General features: G+C 66.8%; 14 protein-coding genes and 1 tRNA gene. 5 read left to right on the top strand and 10 right to left on the bottom strand.

Annotated features, from left to right (window positions below; translation table 11 throughout):
- Positions 1–473 precede the first annotated feature (473 nt).
- The gene (locus PQB87_RS05185) at positions 474–1,634 is read left to right on the top strand and encodes an alkane 1-monooxygenase (RefSeq protein WP_059685598.1); all 1,161 of its coding nucleotides are present in this window, start codon (positions 474–476) and stop codon (positions 1,632–1,634) included.
- Positions 1,635–1,739: 105 nt separating this feature from the next.
- Here PQB87_RS05185 and PQB87_RS05180 read toward each other — a convergent pair whose 3' ends face one another.
- The 4 genes from PQB87_RS05180 to serS all read right to left on the bottom strand — a co-directional run bounded on the left by PQB87_RS05180 (position 1,740) and on the right by serS (position 5,409).
- A complete protein-coding gene (locus PQB87_RS05180; RefSeq protein WP_174414557.1) occupies positions 1,740–3,275 on the bottom strand; it encodes a methyl-accepting chemotaxis protein in 1,536 nt (511 codons plus the stop codon).
- A 56-nt stretch (positions 3,276–3,331) separates the two neighbouring features.
- Positions 3,332–3,571, bottom strand: a complete 240-nt coding sequence (locus tag PQB87_RS05175; RefSeq protein ID WP_174414558.1) for a hypothetical protein — start codon at positions 3,569–3,571, stop codon at positions 3,332–3,334.
- 311 nt (positions 3,572–3,882) lie between these two features.
- A tRNA-Ser gene (locus tag PQB87_RS05170) sits at positions 3,883–3,973 on the bottom strand.
- A 134-nt stretch (positions 3,974–4,107) separates the two neighbouring features.
- Positions 4,108–5,409 carry a serine--tRNA ligase gene (serS, locus tag PQB87_RS05165; protein WP_021163430.1) on the bottom strand — a complete coding sequence of 434 codons (1,302 nt, stop codon included), beginning with the start codon at positions 5,407–5,409 and terminating at the stop codon, positions 4,108–4,110.
- A gap of 262 nt (positions 5,410–5,671) precedes the next feature.
- Between serS and PQB87_RS05160 the strand changes: the two genes are divergently transcribed.
- Positions 5,672–5,938: a DUF2164 domain-containing protein gene (locus tag PQB87_RS05160; protein WP_021163431.1), complete on the top strand. Its 267-nt coding sequence runs from the start codon at positions 5,672–5,674 to the stop codon at positions 5,936–5,938.
- A gap of 39 nt (positions 5,939–5,977) precedes the next feature.
- Here PQB87_RS05160 and PQB87_RS05155 read toward each other — a convergent pair whose 3' ends face one another.
- The 3 genes from PQB87_RS05155 to PQB87_RS05145 form a co-directional block, all read right to left on the bottom strand.
- The gene (locus tag PQB87_RS05155) at positions 5,978–7,288 is read right to left on the bottom strand and encodes a replication-associated recombination protein A (protein WP_027788118.1); all 1,311 of its coding nucleotides are present in this window, start codon (positions 7,286–7,288) and stop codon (positions 5,978–5,980) included.
- A gap of 189 nt (positions 7,289–7,477) precedes the next feature.
- Entirely contained in the window at positions 7,478–8,167 is a 690-nt protein-coding gene (gene lolA / locus PQB87_RS05150; RefSeq protein ID WP_021163433.1) for an outer membrane lipoprotein chaperone LolA, read from the bottom strand.
- Positions 8,168–8,213: 46 nt separating this feature from the next.
- A complete protein-coding gene (locus PQB87_RS05145; RefSeq protein ID WP_021163434.1) occupies positions 8,214–10,523 on the bottom strand; it encodes a DNA translocase FtsK in 2,310 nt (769 codons plus the stop codon).
- Positions 10,524–10,936: 413 nt separating this feature from the next.
- Here PQB87_RS05145 and trxB point away from each other — a divergent pair, with 413 nt between their 5' ends.
- From trxB to PQB87_RS05130, 3 genes are all read left to right on the top strand, one after another.
- Complete coding sequence (trxB, locus tag PQB87_RS05140) at positions 10,937–11,899, top strand: thioredoxin-disulfide reductase (RefSeq protein WP_021163435.1); 963 nt, start codon at positions 10,937–10,939, stop codon at positions 11,897–11,899.
- Between the two features lie 136 nt (positions 11,900–12,035).
- Positions 12,036–12,815 (top strand): Smr/MutS family protein, encoded by a 780-nt coding sequence (locus PQB87_RS05135; RefSeq protein ID WP_175829412.1) that lies wholly within the window; start codon positions 12,036–12,038, stop codon positions 12,813–12,815.
- Complete coding sequence (locus tag PQB87_RS05130; protein WP_039343458.1) at positions 12,802–13,425, top strand: trimeric intracellular cation channel family protein; 624 nt, start codon at positions 12,802–12,804, stop codon at positions 13,423–13,425. Before PQB87_RS05135 ends, PQB87_RS05130 begins: the two co-directional genes overlap by 14 nt.
- An 89-nt stretch (positions 13,426–13,514) precedes the next feature.
- Here PQB87_RS05130 and PQB87_RS05125 read toward each other — a convergent pair whose 3' ends face one another.
- The 3 genes from PQB87_RS05125 to PQB87_RS05115 form a co-directional block, all read right to left on the bottom strand.
- Positions 13,515–14,633, bottom strand: coding sequence for an ABC transporter ATP-binding protein (locus PQB87_RS05125; protein ID WP_021163438.1), 1,119 nt, complete (start codon positions 14,631–14,633; stop codon positions 13,515–13,517).
- Between the two features lie 112 nt (positions 14,634–14,745).
- A complete protein-coding gene (locus tag PQB87_RS05120) occupies positions 14,746–15,603 on the bottom strand; it encodes a carbohydrate ABC transporter permease (RefSeq protein ID WP_059685608.1) in 858 nt (285 codons plus the stop codon).
- Positions 15,593–16,531, bottom strand: coding sequence for a carbohydrate ABC transporter permease (locus PQB87_RS05115; protein ID WP_111940396.1), 939 nt, complete (start codon positions 16,529–16,531; stop codon positions 15,593–15,595). Before PQB87_RS05115 ends, PQB87_RS05120 begins: the two co-directional genes overlap by 11 nt.
- Positions 16,532–16,657: the final 126 nt, after the last annotated feature.

The following is a 16,657-nucleotide window of genomic DNA, read 5'->3' as shown; positions in this document are numbered from 1 at the left end:
TCGACGCCTGGCGCCAGTCGCCTTGCGGCACGAGGCAGTCGCAGGTCGGGCCCCGTGCATTTCATCATGAATGGCGTAATGATCCGTAATATTGGTAACGTCGAAGCAAGCGACATGGGTCGCCATCCCGCTCCGTATATTGCGACGCAACATTTGTTGCGAACCCGCAGCGTCGACGCCCGTCCTCGTCACGGCACGCCATCCGTCTGACAAACCTGCCGCCCGCGCGGGCCGATCCGGCCATTCCCGCATGTTTCAATCGGCGTGCGCGGGCCCTTCCCTGCCTGCGCCGCACGCGCGCCGCCGTTTGGAGCCGCGCGCCTAGTGCCGGAGTTTGGCAAGCGTGCGCATGGGTCGTATAACAGGCAGAACCGGACGACGATCCGGTTCAACCGCGCGTGCGTCGCGGGCCAACGAGAATTCGAACAACCGTACAGGCGGCCGCCTTCGGGCCGGCCGGCAGGAGGGAGACAATGGCAATGACCGACGGATCGGCTTCGGGCTGGTCGGATGGCAAGCGTTACCTGTGGCTGCTCGGCGCGCTGACGATCACGCTGCCGATTCTCGCCGCCCAGCTCGCGCTGTCGACGGGCCTGCACGTGTTCTGGTGGTTCGGCCCGCTGTTCGCGTTCGGCGTGATCCCGATCCTCGACACGCTGATCGGCGACGATCGCGACAATCCGCCCGAGGCCGTGGTACCGCACCTCGAACGGGAGCGCTACTACCGGCTGATCGTCTATCTCGCGACCCTCGTCGAATACGTCGCGTTCTTCGCGTGCGTATGGATCGTCGGCACGCACGCGCTCGCCTGGTACGACTATGTCGGCTTCGCGCTGTCGCTCGGCGCCGCGACGGGCATCTCGATCAATACCGCACATGAACTCGGGCACAAGACCGACCGCTTCGAGCGCTGGCTCGCGAAGATCACGCTCGCGCCGGTCGCATACGGCCATTTCTACGTCGAGCACAATCGCGGCCACCATGTGCGTGTCGCGACGGCCGAGGATCCGGCGAGCGCGCGCTACGGCGAATCGTTCTGGGCCTTCCTGCCGCGCACCGTGACCGGCAGCATCCGCTCCGCGTGGCGGCTCGAGAAGGCCCGCCTCGAACGGCTCGGGCATTCGCCGTGGACCTGGCGCAACGAGGTGCTGCACGCATGGGCGATGACCGTCGTCGTGTGGGGCATCGCGATCGCGCTGGCCGGCAAGGTCGTGATCCCGTTCCTCGTGATCCAGGCCGTCTACGGCGCGTCGCTGCTCGAAGTCGTGAACTACGTCGAGCACTACGGGCTCGGCCGCCGCAAGCTGCCGAACGGTCGCTACGAACGCTGCACGCCGCAGCATTCGTGGAACAGCAATCACGTCGTCACCAACCTGTTCCTGTACCAGTTGCAACGGCACGCCGACCATCACGCGAATCCGACGCGCTCGTATCAGGCGCTGCGCCACTTCGACGATTCGCCGCAACTGCCGGCCGGCTACGCGACGATGATCCTGTTCGCGTACGTGCCGCCGCTCTGGTATCGCGTGATGAATCCGCGGGTGGTCGCGCACTACGGCGGCAACATGGCGCAATCGAACATCAAGCCGTCGATCCGCGCCCGGGTGCTCGCGCAATATCCGGCCACAGCTTGATCGCGGGGGCCGGGCCGGTGGAGGCGTGGCGTCGGCGCGTACCGCCGACAACCGATGCCACGCCCGTCCCCGGTTCCGTTCGAGCCGGGCACGACGAGGCCGCCGTCACGCCATTTCCGGCAACCTGAACACGGCAACCGCATGCCGCAGCGCGCTCGCCTGCTCGGCGAGTGCCTGCGTCGCGGCCGATGCCTGCTCGACGAGGGCCGCGTTGCGCTGCGTCGCTTCGTCCATCTGCGTGACCGCGATGTTCACCTGCTGGATGCCGCCGCTCTGCTCCTGCGACGCGGACGAGATCTCGCCGACGATCGTCGTGACGCGCTGCACCGCGCCGACGATCTCGTGAATCGACTCGCCCGCCCGGCCGATCAGCACGGCGCCTTCGTCGACCCGCCGCGTCGACTGCTCGATGAGCCCCTTGATCTCCTTCGCGGCGGCGGCGCTGCGCTGCGCGAGCGTACGCACTTCCGCCGCGACGACCGCGAAGCCGCGCCCCTGCTCGCCCGCGCGCGCCGCCTCGACCGCTGCGTTCAGCGCGAGGATGTTGGTCTGGAACGCAATGCCGTCGATCACCGCGATGATCTCGCCGACCTTCGCCGAGCTGTCGGCAATGCCGTTCATCGTGCCGACGGCATCCGACATCACGCCGCCGCCTGCCGCCGCGATGCTCGATGCGTCGCGCGCCAGCTGCGCCGCGTGCTGCGCGTGCTCGGCCGACTGGCGGACGATGCCCGTGAGTTCGGTCATGCTGGCGGCCGTCTCCTCGAGCGACGCGGCCTGTGCCTCGGTACGCGCCGACAGATCATGATTGCCCGACGCGATCTGTGCGCTCGCCGTCGCGACGGCTTCGGCGTGCGTACGCACTTCGAGCACGACGCCCGACAGGCTCGCCTGCATCGTCCGCAACGCGCGCAGCAGGTCGGCGATCTCGTCGCGCCCGGCCGCGTCGACGTCGCGCGTCAGGTCGCCCTCGGCGACGGCCTGCGCGCATGCGACCGCGCGGTCGAGCGGACGCAGGATCGCGCGGCTGAACAGGAACGCACCGACCATCGCGACGCCGAGCACGACCAGCATCAGCACGAGGCTCGCGACAGTGGCGTGCTGCGCATCGCGGCTCGCCTGCGCCGACACGGCGGCACTCTCGTCGGCAATCGACTTCGCGGCCCGCTCCAGCAGCACCGCGGGTTCGCGGTCGACGCCCGCCACGGCGGCATCGCCGGCCGACGGCTCGAAACCGGCCGCCTTGAACGCGTCGAACCCGCGCCGGTAACCCTCGCCCATCGCCGTGTGCGCACGTATGAACTGCTCGACGAGCGAGCGGCTCTCGCCGGGCGGCAACTGATGAACGAGCTGCGCGGCGAGCGTATCGACCGTATGCTCGCGCGTCTGGAACGCCTGCCAGTACTGGTCGAGCTTCGCGGGCTGCTTGCCGCGCAACAGCGTGTCCTTCCATTCCTGCACTTGCAGCTTGAACTGCACGAGCGTGGCCGACACGAGCCGTTCGTCGCCGACGTTCGTCTGCACGTCGTCGGCAAACGTATCGATCGACCGATTGAGAATGTGGATGCCGTACAGCGCGCCACCGAACATCAGCAGCAGCGCGACGGCGAATGCGAGGGGAATCTTGTAGCTCAGCTTCATGGGACCTTGAATCGACGGGAACGATGCAGTCCGGCATGAGCGCCGGCCGCCCTGTGTTAACGGCGCAGGAAGCGCGGGCTTAAAACTGAAGAAAGCGGCAAGGACCGGACGAGCACGGAAAAGTCGGCCAGTTCGGTCAGGTCAGATGCGGCGCGCGCTGCGCGCCTGCCGCGGCCGTGCGCGGGCTCGGCATCCAGCAGTGAGCAAAGACGATCGACAGCAAGCCGAATGCGGCCCCGGAAGCTGCAGGCAATCACGTTGGCCAGGCAGTGATCGCCCTGTGTCGGCGTCGACACGACGCATCTCGACATTCGGCATGACCGACGCGGAAAACACGAGACGGTCGTCCCGCACCGCATACACGACGAGCCGCGCCAGCATCACGCGGAACGGCGGCGACGACACGCGCCCCGCGATCCGGACAGGCTGAACTGCCGACGCTGCCCACTGCGCAGCAAGACGTATGGGACACGGTCGCTATCGCATCGGCACATTCCGATGCATCGATGGTCGATGCTGTTGCCACCGCAACGCCTTGCGACACACGATTTAGCAAGCCCAAAACGAAAAACCCCTTGATCCTTCCGGATCAAGGGGCTTCGTATTTTGGCGGAGAGGGTGGGATTCGAACCCACGGTACGGGGAAACCGTACGCCTGATTTCGAGTCAGGTACATTCGACCACTCTGCCACCTCTCCTTCCTTGCTGCTTTACTGCATTTCGCGTTTGGTCGTTTCCGCGAAAGAAAAGATTATAGAACGATCTCTTCGAATCTCACAAGCCCTTTTTGCAAATTTTTTGCGAGGATTGAAGCGATCGCCGGAGCGCAACCTTACGACGCCTGTGCCGGCGCGTCGATACGCTCGATGCCGCCCATGTACGGACGCAGCACTTCCGGCACCGTGACCGAGCCGTCCGCGTTCTGGTAGTTCTCCAGCACCGCGACGAGCGTGCGGCCGACCGCAAGGCCCGAACCGTTGAGCGTATGCACGAGTTCCGGCTTGCCCTGTGCGTTGCGGAAACGCGCCTGCATCCGGCGCGCCTGGAACGCCTCGGTATTCGAGCAACTCGAGATCTCGCGATAGGTGTTCTGCGCGGGCAGCCACACTTCGAGGTCGAACGTCTTCGCGGCCGAGAAGCCCATGTCGCCCGTACACAGCGTGATCACGCGGTACGGCAGGCCGAGCTTCTGCAGGATCGCTTCCGCATGGCCGACCATCTCGTCGAGCGCCGCGTACGACGCATCCGGCGCGACGACCTGCACCATCTCGACCTTGTCGAACTGGTGCTGGCGGATCATCCCGCGCGTGTCGCGGCCATACGAACCGGCTTCCGAGCGGAAGCACGGCGAATGCGCGGTCAGCTTGATCGGCAGCGCGGAGCCTTCGACGATCGACTCGCGCACGGTGTTCGTCAGCGAGATTTCCGACGTGGAGATCAGGTATTGCGTGACCTTGTTCTCCTCGCCGCCCTTCTCGACGCGGAACATGTCGTCCGCGAACTTCGGCAGCTGGCCCGTACCGTACAGGATCTCGGGGTTCACGATGTACGGCGTATAGGCTTCGGTGTAGCCGTGCTGCTGCGTGTGCGTGTCGATCATGAACTGCGCGAGCGCGCGGTGCAGGCGCGCGATCGAGCCGCGCAGCATCGTGAAGCGCGCGCCGGCGAGCTTTGCGCCGGTCTCGAAATCGAGGCCGAGCGGCGTGCCGACGTCGACGTGATCCTTCACCTCGAAGTCGAACTGGCGCGGCGTGCCCCAGCGGCGCACCTCGACGTTGTCGGCTTCGTCCTTGCCGACCGGCACGCTTTCATGCGCGACGTTCGGCATACCGAGCATCAGGTCGGACAGGCGCGCCTGGATGTCGCCGAGCTTGGCTTCCCCCGCCTTCATTTCGTCGCCGATCCCGCCGACCTCGGCCATCACGGCCGACGTGTCCTCGCCCTTCCCCTTCATCGCACCGATCTGCTTCGACAGGCTGTTGCGGCGCGCCTGGAGCTCTTCGGTACGGGTCTGGATCGCGCGGCGCTCCGCTTCGAGGGCGGAGAACGCGGCGATGTCGAGGGTGTAGCCGCGATCGGCGAGGCGCTTCGCGACGCCGTCGAGGTCTTTGCGCAGCAACTGGATGTCGAGCATGGGAGGACTTGGAGAATCGTTGTGTAAGACGGGAATTCTAACGCACCGCAGGGCCGCCAAGGCACTGGACGGACGGACTATGCTGCAAACGGGCGATGACCGTGGCGCGATGGCCATGGCAGTATCGCGTTGCCGGCCCGCCCGTCGGCACCCGCGAAATCGCGCGGCATCGAAGCGCCGCGGATCGCGAAACGCCCGCGCGGGCCCGCGGCGGCGCATCGAGCGAGGCGCCCGCCCCACGTCACAGCACCCAAGGAACCCGATGGCCATCGAACTGGACAAGGAAATACGCGACCGCGCGATCGCGTCACTGCAACGCTATTTCACAGAAAACATGGATGAGCCGATCGGCAATATCCAGGCCGGCGCGCTGCTGCACTTCTTCGTCGAGGAGATCGGCCCGGTGATCTACAACCTCGCGATCGCCGACGCGCAGTCGAGCCTGCACACGCGCATCGCCGAACTCGACATCGAATGCCATCAGGAGCCGTTCGACTACTGGAAGAAGCAGCCGGCACGCAAGCGCTGACGCGAGCCACGACCATGCCGGCCGCCCCGGGCCGCGCCGTCAGTCCTTCTTGCCGGCTTCGCGATCGAGTTCGCGCAGCCACGCGAGCTTGTCGGCGATCTTCGATTCGAGCCCGCGCGGCACCGGCTTGTACCAGCGCGGTTCGCGCATCCCGTCCGGCAGGTACGTCTCGCCGGCCGCATATGCATTCGGCTCGTCGTGCGCGTAGCGATATGCGTGACCGTAGCCGAGTTCCTTCATCAGCTTGGTCGGCGCGTTGCGCAGGTGCACGGGCACCTCGCGCGACTTGTCCTGCTTCACGAACGCCATCGCCTGGTTGAACGCGTTGTAACCCGCGTTGCTCTTCGCCGCGCACGCGAGATAGATCACCGCCTGCCCGAGCGCGAGCTCGCCTTCCGGCGAGCCGAGCCGCTCGTAGGTTTCGGCCGCGTCGTTCGCCACCTGCAGCGCGCGCGGGTCGGCCAGGCCGATGTCTTCCCACGCCATCCGCACGATCCGCCGCGCGAGGTACTTCGGATCCGCGCCGCCGTCGATCATCCGGCAGAACCAGTACAGCGCACCGTCCGGGCTCGAACCGCGCACCGACTTGTGCAGCGCCGAGATCTGGTCGTAGAAGTTGTCGCCGCCCTTGTCGAAGCGCCGCGCGTTCAGCGTCATCGCGCTGCTGACGAAATCGGCGTCGATCGTCGCGACACCGGCCGACGTGGCCGCCGTCTGCGCCTGCTCGAGCAGGTTCAGGAAGCGCCGCGCGTCGCCGTCCGCATAGCCGACCAGCGTATCGATCGCCTTGTCGTCGAACGCGAGGCCGTCGAGCGCGATTTCCTGTGCGCGCTTCAGCAGCTGGCGCATCTCGTCGTCGTCCAGCGACTTCAGCACGTACACCTGCGCACGCGACAGCAACGCCGAATTGACCTCGAAGCTCGGGTTCTCGGTCGTGGCGCCAATGAAGGTCACGAGCCCCGACTCGACGAACGGCAGCAACGCGTCCTGCTGCCCCTTGTTGAAGCGGTGGATCTCGTCGACGAACAGGATCGTGTGGCGGCCGGTGCGGTTCAGCGTGTCCTTCGCCTGCTCCATCGACTCGCGAATGTCCTTCACGCCGCCGAGCACCGCGGACAGCGCGATGAATTCGCAGTCGAACGCGAGCGCGGTGAGCCGCGCGAGCGTCGTCTTGCCGACGCCGGGCGGCCCCCACAGGATCATCGAATGCGGCTTGCCCGATTCGAACGCGAGCCGCAGCGGCTTGCCTTCGCCCAGCAAATGCGTCTGGCCGATCACCTCGGCGAGCGTCTTCGGCCGCAGCGCCTCGGCGAGCGGCCGGCGCGGCTCGACTTGAAACAGATCGGACATGAACCCTCGCTCCACATCAAACGGTCGCGGCCGAACCGGCCGCCGGACCCGACATTATGACAGCCGCGCGACGGCACCGCCGTGCCTGCTGCCCGTGCCTGGTGCCCGCGCCCGGTGCCCGCGCCCGAAAACAACACGGGCCTGCCGTCGCCGGCAGGCCCGTTGCGAAAAAGCGGCGTGCGGCGCCGGTCAGCCGGTAATCACGTCGGCGCCCTTCGGCACGACGAACTTGAACGTATCGCCCTTCAGCGGCGGATTCGTCTGGATGTTCGTAAACGTCAGCAGCGTGACGTTGCCGAACACGTCGTGCAGCTCCATCGCGGCGAGCGTGCCGTTGCGAAAACCGATGCCGATCCGCTGGAACTGCGTGTCCTGCGCCTTCGGCAGCATCTCGAGCCACTCGATGCCGCCCTTCTCGCCGGCATCGCGCAACGTGTAGCTCTTGTCGAGATCGTTGCTGCCGAACAGGATCGCGGCCGGGCTCGCGCCCAGCGCGCCGTTCAGCTTGCGCTCGGTCACCTGGTTCAGGTCGCGGTCATACACGTAGAGCTTCTCGCCGTCGGCCTGCAGCACCTGCTGGTACGGCTTCTGGTACGTCCAGATGAACTTGCCCGGGCGCGCGAACACGAACGTGCCGCTCGAATTGTCGGTGGGCTTCGGCACGGCCTGCGCGGCGCTCGCGCCCTTCGCCGGTGCCTTGACGATCTGCTGCGTGAAGTCGCCCTTCGCCGAACGCACCTGCGACACGAACGCCTTCAGTTGCTCGGTGCCGCCCGCGAACGCGTGCGTCGCCGCGAGCATCAGCGATGCGCCGGCGAGCGCCGCGCCGAGCCAGCGCCGCGTCGAACGAAGAGACATTGCGAACGAATGTTGCTGCATATTGCGGTTTTCTCCCTGGGTGGCCGGCGCCGCGAACGCCGCGGACTCATTCCGCGTCGCGCGCCGGCACAAGAATTTCGCGGTTGCCGCTCGACGACATCGCCGACACGAGCCCCGACTGCTCCATCTGCTCGAGCAGCCGCGCCGCGCGGTTATAGCCGATCCGCAGGTGCCGCTGCACGAGCGAGATCGACGCGCGGCGGTTCTTGATGACGATCTCGACCGCCTGGTCGTACAGCGGATCAGACTCGCCGCCGCCTTCGCCGGTTCCCGCGCCGGCCGAGCCCTCGTCGCCGTCGGCGGTGCCTCCTTCGAGCAGGCCCTCGACGTAATTCGGCTCGCCCTGCTCCTTGAGCTTCTCGACGACGCGGTGCACTTCGTCGTCGGCGACGAACGCGCCGTGCACGCGCACCGGCAGCCCGCTGCCCGGCGGCAGGTACAGCATGTCGCCCATCCCGAGCAGCGATTCGGCGCCCATCTGATCGAGAATCGTGCGCGAGTCGATCTTCGACGACACCTGGAATGCGATCCGGGTCGGCACGTTCGCCTTGATGAGGCCCGTGATCACGTCGACCGACGGACGCTGCGTCGCGAGGATCAGGTGGATGCCGGCCGCGCGCGCCTTCTGCGCGATCCGTGCAATCAGTTCCTCGACCTTCTTGCCGACGACCATCATCAGGTCGGCCAGCTCGTCGATCACCACGACGATGTTCGGCAGGCGGCCGAGCGGCTCGGGATCTTCCGGCGTCAGGCTGAACGGGTTCGGCAGCTTCTCCTCGCGCTTCGCGGCCTCGTCGATCTTGTTGTTGTAGCCCGCGAGGTTGCGCACGCCGAGCTTGCTCATCAGCTTGTAGCGGCGCTCCATCTCCGCGACCGTCCAGTTCAGCGCGTGGCCGGCCTGGCGCATGTCGGTGACGACCGGGCACAGCAGGTGCGGAATGCCTTCGTAGACGCTCATTTCGAGCATCTTCGGATCGATCAGGATCAGGCGCACCTGCTCGGCGGTCGCTTTATACAGCAGCGACAGGATCATCGCGTTGATCCCGACCGACTTGCCCGAGCCGGTCGTACCGGCGACCAGCAGGTGCGGCATCTTCGCGAGATCCGCGCACACCGGCTTGCCGCCAATGTCCTTGCCGAGGCTGAGCGTGAGCGCCGACGATGCGGCCGCGTACACCTCGGAACCGATGATCTCGGACAGGTGCACCGTCTGGCGGCGCTGGTTCGGCAGTTCGAGCGCCATGTAGTTCTTGCCGGGAATCGTCTCGACGACGCGGATCGACACGAGCGACAGCGAGCGCGCGAGATCCTTCGCGAGATTGACGATCTGGCTGCCCTTCACGCCGGTGGCCGGCTCGATCTCGTAGCGCGTGACGACCGGGCCCGGATACGCGGCCACGACGCTCGCCTCGACGCCGAAATCCTTCAGCTTCTTCTCGATCAGGCGCGACGTGAATTCGAGGGTATCGGCCGAAATCGCCTCCTGCGCCTTCGGCGCGGGGTCGAGCAGCGACACCGGCGGCAGCGTCGAATCGCCCGGCAGGTCGGTGAAGAGCGGCACCTGACGCTCGCGCTCGACGCGCTCGGACTTCGCCGGCGTGACGACCGGCGGCACGATCGTCACGGGCTCGTGATCCTCGATGCGCACGCGTTCCTCTTCGACCTTGCCTTCGCGGCGCACGGCCGCGGCCTCGCCGAGCTTGCGGTCGCGCTCGGCCTCGCGGCGCAGCTTCGCGACATTGACGGCGGACAGGATCGCACCGCCGACGCGCTCGGCGACCGACAGCCACGAGAAGCGGAAATACAGCGACAGGCCGATCGCGAGCAGGATCAGCAGCAGCAGCGTGCCGCCGGTGAAACCGAACGCGTGCGACATCGCGCCCGCCACGGCCTCGCCGATCACGCCGCCCGGCGCGCGCGGCAACTGCACCTTCAGCGACCACATGCGCAGCGCCTCGATGCCGTCGCACGCCAGCACGACGAGCACGAACGCGAAGATTTCGGTGAGCCAGCCGATCGGCCGCTCGGGTTCGTCCACGACCGCCTCGTGACGCGTGATGCGGCGGTAATTGACGGCGATGCGCCGCGCGAGCGGCACGATCAGCCAGTAGGCCGACAGGCCGAACAGCAGCAGGATGATGTCGGCTGTCCAGGCGCCGACGCGGCCGGCCCAGTTCGAGATGTGGTCCACCTGGGCGGCGTGCGTCCAGCTCGGATCGCGCCGACTGTAGCTCAGCAGGGCCATCACCAGAAATGCGCAGAGCGCGACCTGGAGAATCCAGCGGATCTCCGTGAGGAGCTTCGACATCCGGTGCGGCAACGCCTGTGCCTGGGCGGAATAAGGAGCTTTTGCCATGAATCCGTATAAAGAGGACGGGCTGCGCGCCCGCCTGTCGTTCGATCCCGCATATTGTAAGCGCTGCACCGGGCCGCCAAGTGTAAATGACGGTTACATAACAGGGCCAGGGTACGGCCGGCGCGGCGCATGCTCTCCGCGGCAGCCCTTTCTGCCCTTTCACTCCGGTGCGCGGTCCGGCCGGCCGCCCGCAGCCGCGCCGCCCCGGGCGGGTGCCATGCCCCGCCCGCCCCGCGTGCGCGACCGTTGCGCCGCGAGACACTATCGCCGCGATTGAAACTCTCGTTCGGCAACGCAGCAACGGGGCCTTTATAATGCGCGTCTGATACCCATCTATGACGGCATCCCGGTCAACCCGGATCGTACGGCGAGCCCTACCCCGCCCGCCGCAGCCGACTTTTACGGATTCGCACATGTCCACGCCCAAACACGCCAAAGTCCTGATTCTCGGTTCCGGCCCCGCCGGCTACACGGCTGCCGTCTACGCGGCACGTGCCAACCTGTCCCCGGTGCTGATCACCGGCATCGCGCAGGGCGGCCAGCTGATGACCACGACCGACGTCGAAAACTGGCCGGCAGACGCGAAAGGCGTACAGGGTCCGGAGCTGATGGCGCGCTTCCTCGAGCACGCCGAGCGCTTCAACACCGAAATCGTGTTCGACCACATCCACACCGCGAAGCTGCACGAGCAGCCGATCCGCCTGATCGGCGACTCGGGCGAATACACGTGCGACTCGCTGATCATCGCGACCGGCGCGTCCGCGCAGTATCTCGGCCTGCCGTCCGAAGAACACTTCATGGGCAAGGGCGTGTCGGCCTGCGCGACCTGCGACGGCTTCTTCTATCGCGGCCAGGAAGTCGCGGTGATCGGCGGCGGCAACACGGCCGTCGAGGAAGCGCTCTACCTGACGGGCATCGCGAAGAAGGTCACGGTGATCCATCGCCGCGACAAGTTCCGCGCGGAGCCGATCCTGATCGACCGCCTGCTGGAAAAGGAAAAGGAAGGCGCCGTCGTGATCAAGTGGGATCACGTGCTCGACGAAGTGACGGGCGAGGATTCCGGCGTCACGGGCCTGCGCATCAAGAACGTGAAGACCGGTGCGACGGAAGACCTCAGCGTGCAGGGCGTGTTCGTCGCGATCGGCCACAAGCCGAACACCGACCTGTTCCAGGGCCAGCTCGAGATGAAGGACGGCTACATCCTGACGAAGAGCGGCCTGCACGGCAACGCGACGTCGACGAGCGTGCCGGGCGTGTTCGCCGCCGGCGACGTGCAAGACAACGTGTACCGCCAGGCAATCACCAGCGCGGGCACGGGCTGCATGGCCGCGCTCGACGCGCAGCGCTACCTCGAAAGCCTGCACGACAAGAAGTAAGCCGCGAGACCGCTCGCGCCGGGCGCTACAATGGCGTCCGCTGCCGCGAAGCGGGCTCGACCGGAAAGCCGCTGCCGCCGTGCAGCGGCTTTTTTTTGCCCGCGCGCCCGAACGCGCCTGCCCTGCGTACCGAATCATGGCGAAGAACCAGCCCCATCCGAGCGATCCCGCGAAGCGGCAGATCGCCGCCCGCCCCGCAAACCCCGCGCCCGTCGCGCCGGCGCCCGCGCCCGATCCCGCCGCATTGCGCGGCCAGGGGCTCGCGGGCCTCGGTGCGTTGCGCAAGTCGCTGCAAGGCGAAGCCGATCGCCGCGAACGCCAACGCGTCGAAACGGCCAAGGCCGAGCGCAAGGCGGAAGCCGACGCGAACCTGTTCCGCAACGAGATCGGCGCGATCCAGCCGCTCAATGCCCCACCGCGCGCGGCAGCCGGCCGCACGCCGCCCGATCCGGTGCCGAAGCAGACGCAGCGCGACGAGGAAGCCGTGCTGAACGCGACGCTGTCCGACGAATTCGATCCCGAGACGCTGCTCGACAGCGACGACTCGCTGTATTACCACCGCCCCGGCATCAGCCGCGACGTCGTGCGCAAGCTGAGGAGCGGCGCGTGGATCGTGCAGGCGCAGATCGACCTGCACGGGATGCGGCGCGACGAGGCGCGCGACGCGCTCGCCGAGTTCATCCGCGAAGCCGGCAAGAAAGGGCTGCGCTGCCTGCGCGTGATCCACGGCAAGGGGCTCGGCTCGATCGGCAAGGAACCCGTGCTGAAGGGCAAGGTGCGCGCGTGGCTCGTGCAGAAGGAAGAAGTGATCGCGTTCTGCGAGGCGCGCGGCCACGACGGCGGCGCGGGCGCGGTGCTGGTCCTGCTGCAGCCGTTCGCGGCACCCGTCGACCGGGGGCCGCGTGCCGCATCCTAGGCTGACGCTCGCGATCGCGGTACTGGAGGCGATCGCCACGCTGGCCTTTGCGATCTCGGGCTTCATCGAGGCGCGCAAGAACCGCCTCGATTCGGTCGGCACGTTCGTCGTGGCGCTCGCCACCGCGTTCGGCGGCGGCACGCTGCGCGACATCCTGCTCGAGCGCCGGCCGTTCTACTGGGTCGTGCACGACGACTACGTGATCGCGATCTTCGTGCTCGCGCTGTTCGCGCCGTTCGTGCTGCGCATGCTGTCGCGGCTGTCGGCCGAGCGGCTGCTGCTCGTCGCCGATGCGATCGGGCTCGGGATCTTCAGCATCTCGGGCACGGCGATCGCGCTCGATGCCGAGATGCCGCGCTTCATCGCGGTGATGATGGGCGTGATTACCGGCGTGGTCGGCGGGATCGTCCGCGACGTGCTGTGCAACGACATCCCGCTGATCCTGCGCGATTCGCGGCCGTACGCGACCTGTGCGTTCGTCGGCTGCTGGTTCTACCTGCTGCTCGTGTGGCTGCAGTTCGATTCCGTGTACAGCGTGCTGCTCGCGACCGGCTTCATCCTCGTCGCGCGGCTCGCGACCTTCAAGTTCGACGTGCGGCTGCCGCACTGAGCGCCGCCGCAACGCCGAACGCATCGCCAGAAACAAAAGGGGCCGCTCACGTCGAGACGGCCCCTGCTTCATTCAGCGCGAACGCCGCGTCACGCGATCCGCTCTTCCGACGCCGGATCGAACAGCACCGCCTTCGACACGTCGAACAGCAGCGACTGCGTCTGCCCCGGTTGCGGGTTCGCGGCCGGATGCACACGGCTCACGATCCGCTTGCCGTTCACCTGTGCGAACACGTGCGTGTCCGGCCCGGTCGGCTCGGTCACGTCGACGCGCACGTCGATCGGCTGCAGCTTCGACGCCTCGCCGTGGTGCGCGTTGCGCGCATCGGTGATGCGCTCCGGACGCAGCCCGAGGATCACCTCGCGGCCGACGTGGCCGTTCATCCGCTTCGCATCGAACGGCAGGTTCAGCGCGCTGCGCGCAAGGCCCGTATCGATCTCGAGCGCGATCCCGCTGCCCTGCTCGACCAGCTTGCCGTTGATGAAGTTCATCGGCGGCGCGCCGATGAAGCCCGCGACGAACAGGTTCGACGGCGAATCGTAGATCTCCTGCGGCGCGCCGAACTGCTGGACCACGCCGTCCTTCATCACCGCGATCCGGTCGCCGAGCGTCATCGCCTCGATCTGGTCGTGCGTCACGTAGACGATCGTCGTGCCGAGACGCTGGTGCAGCAGCTTGATTTCCGCGCGCATCTCGATGCGCAGCTTCGCGTCGAGGTTCGACAGCGGCTCGTCGAACAGGAACAGCGACGGATCGCGCGCGAGCGCGCGGCCCATCGCGACACGCTGGCGCTGGCCGCCGGACAGCTGGCCCGGCTTGCGGTCGAGCAGGTGCTGGATCTGCAGCATCTGCGACACGCGGTCGACGATCTGCTGCTGTTCGCTCTTCGGCACCTTGCGGATGTTCAGGCCGAACGAGATGTTCTCGCGCACCGTCATCGACGGGTACAGCGCGTACGACTGGAACACCATCGCGATGTCGCGATCCTTCGGCGACAGGTCGTTGACGACCTTGCCGTCGATGCAGATCTCGCCGCTCGTGACCGTCTCGAGCCCGGCGATCATGTTGAGCAGCGTCGATTTCCCGCAGCCCGAACCGCCGACCAGGATCAGGAACTGTCCGTCCTCGATCTCGATGTCGACACCCTTCAGGACCGGCACCCCGTTCGGGTAGGTCTTGTACACGTCACGGATGGAAAGGCTTGCCATGCTGTGAATCCTCTGTCTCGTCTCGCGCGGCACACTCCGGCGCCGCGTCGGGTTCGTTTCGATGCGCCGCGCGCGAGGCGCGGCCGGTTCGTCGTATCGGATGAAGCCGCGCTTACCCCTTCACCGCGCCCGCCGTCAGCCCGCGCACGAAATAGCGGCCGGCAACGATGTAGACGAGCAGCGTCGGCAGCGCGGCGATGATCGCGCCGGCCATGTCGACGTTGTACTCCTTCACGCCCGTCGACGTGTTGACGAGGTTGTTCAGCGCAACCGTGATCGGCATCGAATCGACGCCGGAGAACACGATCCCGAACAGGAAGTCGTTCCAGATCTGCGTGAACTGCCAGATCAGGCACACCATGAAGATCGGCAGCGACACCGGCAGCAGGATCTTCGTGAAGATCGTGAAGAAACCGGCGCCGTCGATGCGCGCGGCCTTCACCAGCTCGGCCGGCACGCTCACGTAGAAGTTGCGGAAGAACATCGTCGTGAACGCGATCCCGTACACGACGTGCACGAACACGAGGCCCGGAATCGTGTTGGCGAGGCCGAGCATCCCCTGCAGGCGCGCCATCGGCAGCAGGATCACCTGGAACGGGATGAAGCAGCCGACCAGCATCATCGTGAACAGCGCGTCGGCGCCGCGAAAGCGCCAGTGCGTGAGCACGTAGCCGTTGAACGCGCCGATCAGCGACGAGATCAGCACGGCCGGGATCACCATCTCCAGCGAGTTCAGGAAGAACGGCTTCATCCCGTCGCAGCGCACGCCGGTACACGCACCGCTCCACGCCTTCACCCACGGGTCGATGGTCCAGCTGGTGGGCGGCGTCAGCAGGTTGCCGGTGCGCAGCTGGTCGAGATCCTTGAACGACGTCGACAGCATCACGTAGATCGGGAACAGGAAATACAGCGCGAACAGGATCAGTGCCGCGTAGATCACTGCCCGGCTGATCGTCATCTTAGGCTGCATTGCGGGTGCTCCTCGATTCCATATACATCAGCGGCACCAGCACCGCGACCACGGTCGCGAGCATCATCACCGAGGATGCCGCGCCGAGCCCGAGCTGGCCGCGGTTGAACGAAAACGTGTACATGAACATGGCCGGCAGCGACGACGACGTGCCCGGGCCGCCCGCCGTCAGCGCGACGACGAGGTCGAAGGTCTTGATCGTGATGTGGCAGAGGATCAGCAGCACCGAGAAGAACACCGGGCGCATGCTCGGGATCACGATCTTGCGGTAGATGGTCGGCAGCGTCGCGCCGTCCACCTGCGCGGCCTTGAAGATCTCGCTGTCGACGCCGCGCAGCCCTGCGAGGAACAGCGCCATCACGAAGCCGGTCGACTGCCACACGGCCGCGATCACCACGCAGAAGATCGCCTTGTCCGGATCGTCGAGCCAGCCGAACGAGAAGCTCGTCCAGCCCCAGTCGTGCATCACCTTCTCGAGGCCGAGGCCCGGGTTCAGGATCCACTGCCACGCGGTGCCCGTGACGATGAACGACAGCGCCATCGGGTACAGGAAGATCGCGCGCAGCGCGCCTTCGTTGCGGATCCGCTGGTCGAGCAGGATCGCGAGGAACAGCCCGAGCGCGACGCAGATCGCAATGAACGGAATCCCGAACCACGCGAGGTTCGCGGCGGACGTCCACCACACGTCGTTCTGGAACAGGTCCGTGTAACGGCCGAAGCCGTCGAATTCGTAGTTCGGCAACAGCCGCGAATTGGTCAGCGACAGATAGCCGGTAATCAGGATGAAGCCGTAGATGAACACCACGGCGATCGCGACGCTCGGCGCAAGCACGAGCTTCGGGATCCAGCGATCGGCGAAGGCCGACATCGGCGACGTGCGCCGTGCGGCGCCAGCGCCGGATCCGTTTCCGCTAAGAGGGGCAGCCACTTGATTCGACTCCTGGAACGAGGGCGACGCAGGCCGGGCCGGCGCCGGTACGGCACGGGCCCGCGGGCGAGCCCGTTTGCTGCACATGCAAAAACGCCCGGCCGAGATAGCGTGTCCGGCCGGGCG

It is taken from the genome of Burkholderia sp. KL41 (assembly GCF_057005415.2).
Note: the sequence above shows the minus strand (reverse complement) of the source record. Positions and strands in the feature narration are given on the sequence as shown.